The sequence below is a fragment of the Pseudomonas sp. FSL W5-0299 genome (assembly GCF_005930655.1).
GTDB classification, from domain to species: Bacteria; Pseudomonadota; Gammaproteobacteria; order Pseudomonadales; family Pseudomonadaceae; genus Aquipseudomonas; species Aquipseudomonas mandelii.
The window spans coordinates 1-12,125 of the sequence record NZ_RXHX01000053.1 but is presented as its reverse complement, the minus strand read 5'-3'; the positions used below and the strand labels follow the sequence as shown (position 1 = coordinate 12,125).

The following is a 12,125-nucleotide window of genomic DNA, read 5'->3' as shown; positions in this document are numbered from 1 at the left end:
TAACCCGACGATGTAGATGATGTTGTTCATGAAACCCACCTCTCAACCAGAATAGGACTGCGGCACGAAGGCTTACACCTACACGGTAGTGCAGCTTTGCTCGCAATGCCATTCAGCATGGGACGGTCGAGCCTGACAGTTTCCCTTGCTCGCGGACTAGAGCCGAAAGTGCTGCTGCATGGCTTGGGAGAGCAAATCCACCGCTTCATCCCCATCTGAAGACGGCGATCGGATAAACACGACCTCATGCTCCGGTATGACGGGCAAACCGTCGAGAATCTGCATACTTTCCGTCACCCGGGCGCGGTCTATCAGACTGATCGCCAACCCGGCCTCCACGCAGGCGCTGACGGCCTGGTTGGACGGACTGTCCAGCACCACGCGCCACCGGCGGCCGCTTTGTTTGAGTGATGCCACCATGGCTTGCCGATAAGGGCATTGCGCCGCATGCACGGCCAGTGGCAGCGGATCCATCGAGGCCAGCGACTTGTTTGCCGGCCCCACCCAGATCGGCGTGGTGGCGACGAGAAATTGCGCCTGCATGGTCAGCTGCCCCCTGGCTTGGGCAATCACCGCGGCCTGAAGCTTTCCACGCTGGACCTGGTCACGCAGCGAATCACTGGGGGCTGTCTTCAACTCCAGCACCACGTTGGGCCAGGCAGCGGCGAATGTCGGCAGGATGTCGCGGATGACATGGGCGGCGTATTCGTCGGGGACACCCAGGGTAATGCGTCCTGCCAGGTGGTTTCCATGCAGGTCGGCCAGCACCCGGTCATGGGTGCTCAGCAGTTCTGTCGTCGACAAAAGCAAACGCTTGCCCAGTGCGGTCAGGGAGACGGACTGATTATCGCGATTCAGCAAGCGCCCCCCGGCGACTGCCTCAAGCCGCTGGATATGCACGCTCACCGCCGCCGGGCTTTTATGCAGCTGCTCGGCCGCCGCACTGAATTTGCCAATCCGCGCCACCGCATGAAATGTACGTACCAGCTCGATATCGAGTATCGCCGTCATGATTTAATCTTCGTGAATGACTGCTGCACTTTATTTTGATTTATTAGATTAGGCCGATTTCGTAGCCTGTGGCAATGAACCAGCCCACACCGATCTCCTGTCAGCAGCAAGTCATCCCCCACTGGCGCCAGAAGATGCCGCTGCCGCTGCTCGAGGCGGCTTTGATTCTGACCTGGAGTTCCGGATTCGTCGGCGCGCGATTCTCGATGGACTATGCGCCCCCCTTGTTGGTGGTGTTTTGGCGCTGCGTCGTGGTCACGCTAATCCTGTTTCCTTTCGTCGCCAGGCAATTGCGGCAAACCTCCCCTGCCGTGTTGCTGAAAAACGCCGGCATCGGTCTTCTGGCCATGGCCGGCTATCTGGCCGGCGTCATACAAGGCATAGCCCTGGGCGTACCGGCGGGCCTTGCCGCGGTGTTCGCCAACCTGCTGCCGATGGCGGTCGCATTGCTGGCCGCTGGCGTGCTGGGGCAAAAACTGGCCTGGCAAGTCTGGGCAGGGCTGGGCATCGGCCTGGTTGGCGTTGTGGTCGTGACGCTTGGCGCGTTGGCCTGGGGTAGCGCGCCCCTCTGGGCGTATGGCCTGCCGGTGCTCGGTACGCTTTCGCTCGCCATCGCGACACTCTGGCAGAAGCATCTGCACGCCTCTGAATCGCTGGACCTGCTGCCCAACCTGTGGCTGCAATGTTGCGTGTCGAGTTTTGCATTCGCCCTGATCGAGGGCACGCAAGGTAGCCTGGCGCCGATACCCGGCATGGGGTTTGCGCTAAGCGTACTGTGGACGGTGGGATTGTCTACGTTAGGCGGCTACGGGCTTTATTGGGTCTGCCTGCGCCGGGCGACAGCCACACGAGTGGCCAGCGTCTTGTACCTGAGCCCGCCCGTCACGATGCTTTGGGCCTGGGCCATGTTCAACGAACCGTTGTCATGGCAAATGGTGTCAGGCATGGCAGTGTCCGGGGTCGGCATCTGGATGGTGGTTCGGTCGGAGTCTCGGCAGGCTCGGCGGTAAAAGCTGATGGATGTTTCGGGGCAGAAGTTGCTCTTGCCGACAGACTGCAATCGGCCAGACGTGGACGGTCACTCAAGGAGAAACCTGAGGTTAGGGAGCGGGCTCCTGTTTTCGTGGGAAGCACGAGTCCCATAACACGGAGACAATTAAGTGCTGACTCCAAGCGGTGCCGTGGCACCTATGCCCTCTCTGAAGCTCATTGGAATCAAGGGAAGCGTGCGTGAAAGCGTCTCGCAGAGCAAAGACCTTCGAGAGCGGTATCGTTCAATTGGATTCAGGTTCCTTGATCGTCGGCAATACGATGAGATCGGCAATAGCTGAATGAGCTTTGGCATCCGGATGTACAGCCCCACTGAACCAGTCATCAAGGAGTTCTCCGTTGGAATTGAAGCGGGCCATTGTCATGAAAGCGTCGTTTCCGGTCCTGATGCCCCGGGTTCGCGTGCTGATATAGGGCTCCCAATGCGCAAAGGTTGGAATTGGTGTCATTGATGGGTGGTTTGTCTTGAGCTCCCCGCCCTTGGTCCAGGCAAAACGCTCTGACTCCGGGCAAGTTACACCTGCATCACACTCGGGGGATACCGCACATAATGAACGTCCCTGAAATGCCAGCTGAGAGTCGATAGTGGTCCATTTTGTGTACTCGCTATCCCCTATGGCTGCTTCTTGGTTCTCGCGAAGATGGTTGATGAATTGCTGTTCGATTTTCGTCCCATTTGCCTCTTCAATCAGGAACATGAATTTTTTGCCACGATTAGCGCCCAAGTACTGAACGACTGACTCGGTCATTGCGACATTGCCCAAGTTCAGCCGGTTCTTGCAGTACTCCTGGAATGGTGTCTGTATGGGGTTGGGATAGAGCAGAGCCTGCACTTTGTCGGGCTGAATATGCAGGTAGTTCGTAAGTGCGTAGCCGAGGTTGGCATACACCTTTTTGAGATGGGGTTTGGCTGTATTTGCGGCTCTTTCCGGATTGATCACTCCAAGGTACAGCCTGAGGCCGCTCAGGCCAGTCATGTGCACAAGGTCTTGTACACCACCGAGTCCGGCGAGGATCACGCTAGTCGAGTCAGACCACTGGCGCTCGTATATTCCACCCGGAACCAGGCCCCATTTCACTACGCCGGAAAAACCAAAGTCGTTACCTCCAAAGGAAAGAAGGACTTCATCGACGGCCTGCATCTGCTTTTTGCAAGCATCGTACTTTACAGCGCCGTAGTACTTCCTGTTGCCAAGCGCTGTCGTCTCTGGCTGGAAAGAATGCGAGCCGGCATGGAAGGGATCTTCCGGGCAGAGAAGGTGAATCGCGGCGTTCAACTGAGACTTATTTAGCAATTCACCACTTACTTTATCTTCTTGTCGTGGCTCACCCGCGCGCTTTGAAACTAACTCAAGAAAATTGCCGCCATCACGAGTTGACCAATGTCCCACTCGGTTGGAAACATCGTTCGCTGGCGGTGACATCTGTGCTCGAAAAAAACCATCGTAAATCTCGGCTCCAGAACAGCTGAACGATGCAAATCTGACCACTAGATGTGGGTCCGAAACCACAAGCTTAAGGGCATACATTGATTGCCAGGAGAGTAGTGAGCGGTGGCAGGTGGTGTCCCACCAATCCGCCCCTTTTGAGAATCGGCCTCCGGCCATATCCTTAGCGCTCAGTATTCGGCTTCCTTTAGTCAAATCGTCGGTCGATTTTTCCGTACCCATGGCTGCTCTATCGGGATTTCCCTCTCCGCTTGCGAAGGAGTCTCCGAATGCAAGGATGGTGTGAGTTTTAATGAAAACGTTCGCTATACCCTTTTCACCGTCAACAGGCTCCACACTAAGCCTTGTGCTCACACGCTCAGGAAGCGAGATCTTGAAATCATCGGTACACGGCACCGACTTACCGTATTGCTTTCCATCTCGGAACCACAGGCAATAAGCACCCTCGGGCGCTCCCCTGACCTGGGCGACAATCGTGTGATCACGTTTAAACAGAGCTTTTTTGTCATAAAGCCCGGTTGCCGGGTTCCATAGTGTTTCCGACGTCTTGGGTAGCAGCTCTCTTAGACTTGCCGCGTTCTGTGTTGCCAGGAAATCGCTTGCTGATAGCCCAGGCTTCCAACTGTTTTTGATCTTCTTGAATGCCTCCGTACCACGGAAGACTGGAAAACCATTTTCAACTGACCAAACAATCTCTGTCCCCATTACTGGCAGCGTAACTATAAGACCTATCGCCATTAAGAGAGCCCGCATCACGAATCCCCTTCATTGTTGTCTTTGTCATTCGTTGAGCTCCCCCTATTCGCAACCTCAGCCAAGTGGAGAGGTTTGGAATAAAAAGGGCCTAAGCTTATTTTTCGATTTTGTAGCGAACCTTCTGGGTAAAGACTTCGCCTGCGACCTTGTACGCCGCGATCATGTCGTAGGTACCTACCGTACGCGCTGAGGCCGTGACAGTGAAACAGGTGTTGTTGGGTGTGGTTTTCGCAGCGTTCTTGACGATGGCGGTGGATGGCAGTTGCTGGGGCACGCTCTTGGTATCCATGCGGTAGAAACCAGCCACTACCTCCGTCAGGTTGTTTGAGTGGTACAGGCAGTATTCACCGTCGCCTGTCGTGGGGATGAAGTCACCGCTGCCAGACAGTGGGGAGACGAAAGTAACGCCAGAACTACTCAGGCGCTCGGCTTCTCGGGCCTCCTCCAGCGCCTGTCTGGCGGTTTGATAATCCTGGCTGAAGGCCAGTGGCCCACCGCGGACCTTGATCATTTTCTGGATGGAGGTTTCTGCTTGGGTCAACAGTTTGCGTTTCTGCCAGAGTGAGGCGTCGCCGCCCTTGACGATGGACAGAGCGAGCCAGGTTTTGTCAGTGAAGGGCTCGGGATTGGACCGAAGGGCGGAACCAGGGATATCTGATGGGTTCACTGGTTTTTTCTTGGTAAGCCTGTGATCGACGTAATCCAGCTCGTCGCTATTAATGTCTGCCAGCGCTGGGCCGTCGGGTGTATCCGCCCAGCCACGGCGCACGGCAGTGGGCACCAGCATGGCGATATCGCCGATCCAGGCGAAGGGGTTCCAGGAGCGTCCTTCATTCGTCATCTGCAAAAAGCAATTGGCCGAAACACAGTGCTCTTTGTTGATCAAGACATAGTCCCCCACACTCAAAGGAATGTAGGAGCCGTTGGAATCCACCTTCGCCAACTGACCGGCATTGCCGGTGAAGTTAATGTCGATTTCCATGACTACATCATCTTTGTTCAAGCTCAGAAGGCTCTTGGCAATTTCCTTGGCGAAGGCTTGTTCCGAAGCTGTGACCGGGTTGGCCAGGGAAAGGGTCTGGGTGACGGACTGGATGAAGTCTAGGAATGCGGCAGAGTTCTGGTTCTCGCCTTGGTCGTACTCAATCACCGTTAGCCTCATGTTGAGGTGGTCGGCGTCGAGTGTTTTCGGACCGTAGAGCAGCTTGTTGAGGAATGGAGTACGGGCTTTGTCGGACACGCCGAAATAGGGGCCCAGTACACGGGTAACAGTATCTGACTCCGTGCCAGCGTTGGTTTCAGTGAACTCGGCCACCACCACAACCTCGTTAACACCGCCCATGTCTTTCAGGTACTTGAAATAGCCGTCGCTGAGATAGATGGCAAACACATCAGCGTTGCTTTTATCAGTACCGGCCTTGCGGATGGTCAAATGGGGATCGACAGCGTTCTTGAACAGCGTTTTGTCAAATACCACCGCACCCGCGGCTGGTTGTGCTGGAGGGGTTGCAGGCTTGGCAACATCCGATTTGCGATAGACATGCGTCGTTCCCGTGGGAACAGAGATACAACTGGTTAGTAGTACACAGGTCACCAGCAGAGGGATGATGTTCCAATCGCGCGTAGGAACGAAACGTTTCATTACACACTCCTCCTTGAGTCATATTGCATGACATCAAAATGATGGCTCTATATGATTTCAGCAAGTGTAGAACGGGCTTTTGAAAGCACAAGCGAGCTGTCCCGCATTGAGCTCAAGAGGCGCCTAATTTGAATATTCACATTTCTCTGAGCTTTGCTGATCAATCGCGCGCAAGGGCGACGGGCAGTAATCGGCTAGAAGCGGGACGCTGACGAATGAGCCGATCACCCCTTGCGTCCGTTCAGAACACAGTAGTCATTTCAAATGGCCACGCTGGTTTACCAGCCCGGTATGACATGAAAATCCCGGTCTAGCGCTGGTTTTTAGATTATGTGCGCGACTCGGAAGGAATAAGGAGGACCAGATCAGTATCGCCTACGTCGACACCCGCTTGTGACAGCAGAGTAGTAACTTGGCCTCGGTGATGAGTCTGGTGGTTGAAGAAATGCATGACCAAGCCATAAAAGCTCCTGTCAGCGGGGGTTCCTTTCATGCTTGTGTAATTGAGGGTGTAATCTAAATCCGCCTCTGTAATCGAGCGAGACCACTCGACAATCACCTGATCGAGCCAAACGCGATGTGCCGAAAGTTCTCGGATATTTGAGAGCAGTAACTGGTCGAGGCTTTTGGGGGCCGGAAGCTGTCGAATCGGCTCCAGAGCCAAGTGATTCGCCGGGTGCCTGGCAAATCGCTTTAGCCAGATAGTGTCCCCGGCCACCAGGTGATTCAACGTCCCGAGAATAGAACCAAAGAATGCTTTCCTATCCACTGACAGCTCTTCATCTATCAGACTTCTGGCCGCCTCATAAACCTTTGCGTTCATCCAATCGTTATAGATAGCCATCTGGCAGATATGGTCGGTGCGGCCCATCGTGTTCATCCTTTGAGTGAATACTAGACAAGCGTTCCACGCTCATCTGGGGCCATTCTAGAGCAAGGCTTTTTGAATCGCCCTTGATTTCGTAGACACGTGACCGGCTATATCGGGTCGGTTGCTGCACTTCGCGACAGGCAACAATCGGCCAAAAACAGCCGGTGAACGAAGCGATAGCTAATGAGTAGCTATGCTTGGTCTACTGCCGGAACTGATTGAGCAGATGGGCTTTTCGACCATGGTGTATAAACCCCTTCAGCGGTCGCCCGACAGTCACAATGCCCGGTCTAGTCGGGCAAGATGACAGAGCAAGGAATGTAGTCGACCAAGCCCGTGAAGGTGTTATCACCCCACTTGAGGTCAACTTAGAGTTAGGCCCAAAGAGGAGTCCGCCATGACCGTAGTCGATCGCCTCAGGTATTTGCGCGTCGTTCTAGTTTTGGCTGGCCTCGCGTGCCTTGCTCTCTACCCACTGATGTTGGTCTGGCCATCCGGCTGGGCCTGGCACGTCGGTCACTCGGACTACCCGATGATGATCGTTGGCATCTACGCCACACTTGGGGTGTTCTTGATCCTGGCCGCACGCGACCCATTAGCCAATCTGAGCCTAATCTGGTTCACCGTATGGTCTAGCGCCGTTCACGGAGGAATCATGACCGTCCAGGCGCTCACCCAGCCGGGGCAACTGGGGCACTTGGCAGGTGACGTGCCGGCGCTTTTCATCGTAGCGGTTGCCTTGGCCATCTTGACGCCCCGCTCGCAATTGGCCGCTCAGCCCCGGACACACAATGGGGCCTAAGAGCAGGTTTGACTGTCAGGATCGGGACGAAAATTGCGTTTCAGTAAAGCAACCACGGGCGAGCTGTCGATACGTCAAATCTCAGCTCATCCCGTGGTTTCTGGAAGCTTGGCGATCACCTTGATCTCGAACTGGTAACCGTAGAGCCACGTGACGCCGACGCCGGTCAGCGTCGGGTGCGGCGCGTTACCCCAGAACTCTGGCAGAACCTTCCAGATCGTCTCGAACTTTGATTCGGGATCGACGATGAAGACGGTGACGTCAATCACATCGTCGAAGGTGCAACCGGCAGCGCCCAGGATTGCATTCAAATTGTTGAACGCGAGTCGAACCTGGGCCTCCAGATCGGGTTCGGGCGAGCCGTCTTCGTTACTGCCGACTTGTCCCGACACGAATAAGAAACCATTGGACTTGATAGCCGGCGAATAGCGATTGCGCTCATAAAGCGCCTGGCGTCCGGGTGGAAAAACAACATCACGCTGTGTCATAGGTGCCTCCATCAATGGGTCTACGCAGACCCGGAACAAACGATGTCGAGACTGTAAGGACTTGTGCCTGGGCGATAAACAAGCAACCGTAGCTATCACTGTTTGTGAAATCCAAACAATCTGATCGATAGCCGGGGCAGCAATGGACCGTTTTGATGCAATGCAGGCATTTGCTCGAGTGGTGGAAGCGGGCAGCTTCACCAAGGCAGCCGAAACACTGCACATGAGCAAGACCACCGTGACACAACTGGTCCAGCAGCTTGAGGCACGGTTGCGCGTCAAATTACTTAACCGCACGACTCGCAAAGTCAACGTCACCGCCGACGGTGCCGTTTATTACGAGCGAGTGCTCCAATTGCTGGCCGACATGGACGACGCCGAGACCAGCCTGTCCGGCGCCTCGACGCTGCCCAGGGGCCGGTTGCGAGTGGATGTGCCAAGCCCGCTGGCCAGCATGATTCTCGTACCCGCGTTGCCTGCGTTTTACGAGCGGTACCCAGACATCCAGATCGACATGGGCGTCAGCGATCGTATCGTGGATATGATTGATGAGAACGTCGATTGCGTGGTGCGCGGCGGCGAGCTGACGGATCAGTCGTTAATGGCCCGACGAGTAGGCGACCTCCAGCTTGGTGTTTTTGCAGCGCCCAGCTACCTGGCACGCGTCGGTACGCCTGCGCATCCGCGGGAGCTGGAAGATTCGCATCACCGTATCGTCGGTTTCCTGTGGGCGCGCACCGGCAAAGCCGTGCCCTATGCCCTGCACAACGACGTTGAGAGTGTCCGGATCAAAGGTCGCTACGCGCTGGCAGTCGACGATGGCAATGCCTACCTCGCGGCCGGCCTTGCCGGACTGGGCGTGCTGTGGCTGCCAAAGTACATGTCCAAGACCTTCGAAGCACGCGGCGAGTTAGTGCCCCTGTTCGAGAGCTGGAAACTCGATCCGATGCCCATCTACGTGGCATTTCCGCCAAATCGGCATATCAGTATCAAACTGCGCGTGTTCATCGATTGGGTCGCTGAGCTGATGGCACACCATGCGCCGGTCAGCGACGGATATGACTCGTGAATACAGCGTTGGGGAATTCGCCATGGCGGTCGCTTTGTCCAAATGATCGCTGTGACGGCTCCCACCACGATCAATGCGATGCCCCTCCGGCACCGAGGGCCCTGGTAAGTACAACAGCAGCCCCAGGCAGGTCGCGAAGATCATTTCCAGGGACAGCAACAGGCTGGCCAGTGTCATGGGCAGGCGTCGGGACGCGATGGTCCAGCCGCCCTCCTCTTTTCAAGACCTGAAGTGAGTCAAGACGATCTGCACAGTTCTCAATACGTTCAGAAGCCAAGAGCGTGGAGTCAAAGGCAACACTGTGTCCACTCCCAACGTAAACCGCGCTGGGTTTGAATCCCCACATTATTGGAAGCCTGAATCATGACTACCTTGAACAATGAGAACTGCAGAACGACCGGCGTCACTCAGAAAGCATCGCTCGGGGTTAGAACCACGGCGATCGGCACCTACGGTGCTTACGTTGCTCTGGCCATCATTTACTTCTGGTTCGGCGGCATGAAGTTCACGCACTATGAAGCCGAGGGCCTGGTCCCGTTGGTAAGCAACAGCCCTTTCCTCGGTTGGGTTTACAACATTTTCAGTGTGGATACGTTCTCCAGTCTGCTCGGTATCCTGGAAGTCTCGATCGGACTCCTTATTGCGGGGCGCCTGCTGTCACCCAAGCTTTCATTGATCGGGGGTGCGTTGTCTGCCGGATTGTTTTTCACGACCTTGAGCTTCATGTTGTCGACACCTGGCGTGATTGAACCCGGCCTCGGTTTCCCGGCCATTTCGGTTGCACCTGGTCAGTTTCTCCTGAAGGATATCGGCTTGCTTGCCGCTTCGGTTTTCGTGGCCGGCCATTCTCTGACTGCACTGGAATCGCGTTGAACCGATGATTTGTCCTCCAGGAATGGCCTGAAACCGCTCGAGGTTTTCAGGCCATTTCGCCATCAGCCTCTCCTGCCGAATCCTTCATCCAGTCCCGAGGGCTGTAGCCCGTCTTGCGACGAAAAGCGCGGGCAAGCGCCGAAGGACTTTCATAACCGACCTCGGCGGCGATCAGCGTGATCGGTCGCCCTTCACGCAGACGCTTCTGCGCCAGGCTGATACGCCAACTCAACAGATAATCGGCCGGTGTCTGCCCGATGACGGCCCGGAAATGCACGGCATAGGCCGCGCGCGACATGTTTGACTCGCTCGCAAGCTCGGCAATCGACCAGGGACGATGCGGTGCGTTGTGAATCTGGACCAGGGAGCGCGCCAATCGTGAATCGGCCAGCCCGGCCATCATTCCGGTGTGCAACTGGTGGTGGTCGAGCAGATGCCGAAACAACAGGATGATCAGCAATTCGAACAAGCGATCCAGCGCAGCCTCCCTGCCGCAATGTCCGCCCGCCGCCTCAACAAACATCCATCTCAACGTGTCGGCCAGCATCGGTAGCTCATCCAGGGGCAGCACCAGCAAATCGGGTAACGAAGCCGACAGCGGGTTATCAACCCCACCCTCGAACTCCATTGATGCGCACAGGAGTTGAGCCCCTTCGGGTTCATTGGCGAACAGTTGATGCCGGCGTGGTCGGGGCAGAAAAATCAGACTGGGCCGAGTCAGCAGCAAGTCCTTGCGATCGAGCCCCAGCAACGTGAGGGCACCGGCCTGAAGCAGGTGAATATGACCCCGCGTGTCAGCACCATCGTAAGACGCCATGCCGCAAAGCTTGCCGTTGTAAAAGAGGTTGGCGCGCACGCCGAACTGCGACAACAGTGTAGACAAGCGATCCATGGGCGATCTCTGGGAGAAGTGTAGACACGAAAGAGCATATCACCGAGGGGGTTGCGGTCCGATTGGGTCCTTTCCCCACGCGGCGGGCGCTCCAGGCGTTGTATGCTTGGCGCACCTGTGTGATACACAACACCTGATTGTGTGAGTCCTGAGTTCTGACGAGGTTTTGCTTATGCCCCACTCCCCACGCATCCCGCAACTGCTGGCCTGCGCCCTGATCGGTTTATTCGCTGGCGGCGCACAGGCGAGCACGCCCTCCCCAGCGCCCGAGAGTTTGCAACCGCTGCTGGTGACGATGAATGAGCGACTGAACATTGGTGATTTGGTGGCGCTGGCCAAGTGGGACAGCGGCAAACCCATCCAGGACAGTGCCCGAGAAGCGCAAGTCATCGCTAACGCCAGGAAGATGGCGATTAAACGCAAACTGGACCCGGAACAGGTCGCCGAGTTGATCGCCGCACAGATCGAAGCCAACAAGCTCGTGCAGTACGGACTGCTCGCCAATTGGCGGGCGGCCGGCAAGGCGCCTGACACACCGCGGCCGGACCTTGCCAAACAGATCAGGCCCCAACTGGATGAGCTGCAAAACCGGCTGTTGCAGCAATACGCTGAGTTCGCGCCCTATCGCAAAGACCCGAACTGCCCCAACTGGCTGGGCGAGGCACGCGCCGGCCTGATCAAGGACCAACTGCATGGTCAGGCATTGATACGCGCGACCGGGGAGCTGTGTGTCGCCGATCAGTGACAGGCCGACGGTAGTCTCGGGCAGCCATTGACTGCATCAATAGTCACCATTAACTCAATGAAGTTCTCTTAAAAACTCCGGGGCGTAACATCGCCTCCATACCAAACAACTACACCCCGGAGCACACCATCATGAAACGCCAAATCCTTCTCAGCATCGCTTTCTCGGTTTTTGCAGTTAACGCTTTCGCCGCTACCTCTGCTCACCCGGTTGTCGCTGAAGGCGGCTCGGATCGTCTGATTGAAAGCCGCGTGGCTGAAGGTGGTTCGGATCGTCTGATTGAAAACCGCGTTGCTGAAGGTGGTTCCGACCGTCTGATTGAAAACCGCGTCGCCGAAGGTGGTTCCGACCGTCTGATCGAAAACCGCGTTGCCGAAGGTGGTTCCGACCGTCTGATCGAAAACCGCGTCGCTGAAGGTGGTTCCGACCGCCTGATTGAAAACCGCGTCGCCTGAATGAATGGCTTCACAGCGGTACC

General features: G+C 56.2%; 12 protein-coding genes. 6 read left to right on the top strand and 6 right to left on the bottom strand.

Annotated features, from left to right (window positions below):
- Positions 1-156 precede the first annotated feature (156 nt).
- On the bottom strand, positions 157-1,011 hold the full coding sequence (locus tag FHL16_RS31815; RefSeq protein ID WP_077750365.1) for a LysR family transcriptional regulator: 855 nt from the start codon (positions 1,009-1,011) through the stop codon (positions 157-159).
- 74 nt (positions 1,012-1,085) lie between these two features.
- On the opposite strand from FHL16_RS31815, the gene FHL16_RS31810 reads away from it, so the two are divergent.
- A complete protein-coding gene (locus FHL16_RS31810; protein WP_077750364.1) occupies positions 1,086-2,021 on the top strand; it encodes a DMT family transporter in 936 nt (311 codons plus the stop codon).
- Positions 2,022-2,285: 264 nt separating this feature from the next.
- Here FHL16_RS31810 and FHL16_RS31805 read toward each other — a convergent pair whose 3' ends face one another.
- From FHL16_RS31805 to FHL16_RS31795, 3 genes are all read right to left on the bottom strand, one after another.
- Positions 2,286-4,262, bottom strand: a complete 1,977-nt coding sequence (locus FHL16_RS31805) for a hypothetical protein (RefSeq protein ID WP_077750363.1) — start codon at positions 4,260-4,262, stop codon at positions 2,286-2,288.
- Between the two features lie 97 nt (positions 4,263-4,359).
- Entirely contained in the window at positions 4,360-5,907 is a 1,548-nt protein-coding gene (locus tag FHL16_RS31800) for a hypothetical protein (RefSeq protein ID WP_138739105.1), read from the bottom strand.
- A gap of 328 nt (positions 5,908-6,235) precedes the next feature.
- Entirely contained in the window at positions 6,236-6,778 is a 543-nt protein-coding gene (locus FHL16_RS31795) for a DinB family protein (protein ID WP_077750361.1), read from the bottom strand.
- A 397-nt stretch (positions 6,779-7,175) separates the two neighbouring features.
- On the opposite strand from FHL16_RS31795, the gene FHL16_RS31790 reads away from it, so the two are divergent.
- The gene (locus FHL16_RS31790) at positions 7,176-7,580 is read left to right on the top strand and encodes a DUF6632 domain-containing protein (protein ID WP_077750360.1); all 405 of its coding nucleotides are present in this window, start codon (positions 7,176-7,178) and stop codon (positions 7,578-7,580) included.
- Positions 7,581-7,666: 86 nt separating this feature from the next.
- Here the strand turns inward: FHL16_RS31790 and FHL16_RS31785 are convergent, their stop codons facing one another.
- Positions 7,667-8,068 carry a RidA family protein gene (locus FHL16_RS31785; RefSeq protein ID WP_010459176.1) on the bottom strand — a complete coding sequence of 134 codons (402 nt, stop codon included), beginning with the start codon at positions 8,066-8,068 and terminating at the stop codon, positions 7,667-7,669.
- A 142-nt stretch (positions 8,069-8,210) separates the two neighbouring features.
- Here FHL16_RS31785 and FHL16_RS31780 point away from each other — a divergent pair, with 142 nt between their 5' ends.
- The gene (locus FHL16_RS31780) at positions 8,211-9,137 is read left to right on the top strand and encodes a LysR substrate-binding domain-containing protein (protein WP_077750359.1); all 927 of its coding nucleotides are present in this window, start codon (positions 8,211-8,213) and stop codon (positions 9,135-9,137) included.
- Between the two features lie 363 nt (positions 9,138-9,500).
- On the top strand, positions 9,501-10,010 hold the full coding sequence (locus tag FHL16_RS31775; RefSeq protein ID WP_077750358.1) for a YkgB family protein: 510 nt from the start codon (positions 9,501-9,503) through the stop codon (positions 10,008-10,010).
- A 46-nt stretch (positions 10,011-10,056) separates the two neighbouring features.
- On the opposite strand, the gene FHL16_RS31770 is transcribed toward FHL16_RS31775, so the two are convergent.
- Complete coding sequence (locus FHL16_RS31770; protein ID WP_077750357.1) at positions 10,057-10,902, bottom strand: helix-turn-helix transcriptional regulator; 846 nt, start codon at positions 10,900-10,902, stop codon at positions 10,057-10,059.
- A 172-nt stretch (positions 10,903-11,074) separates the two neighbouring features.
- Here FHL16_RS31770 and FHL16_RS31765 point away from each other — a divergent pair, with 172 nt between their 5' ends.
- Together FHL16_RS31765 and FHL16_RS31760 are read left to right on the top strand one after the other, a co-directional pair.
- The gene (locus FHL16_RS31765) at positions 11,075-11,647 is read left to right on the top strand and encodes a chorismate mutase (RefSeq protein WP_077750356.1); all 573 of its coding nucleotides are present in this window, start codon (positions 11,075-11,077) and stop codon (positions 11,645-11,647) included.
- A 131-nt stretch (positions 11,648-11,778) separates the two neighbouring features.
- On the top strand, positions 11,779-12,102 hold the full coding sequence (locus FHL16_RS31760) for a hypothetical protein (protein WP_077750355.1): 324 nt from the start codon (positions 11,779-11,781) through the stop codon (positions 12,100-12,102).
- Positions 12,103-12,125 lie beyond the last annotated feature (23 nt).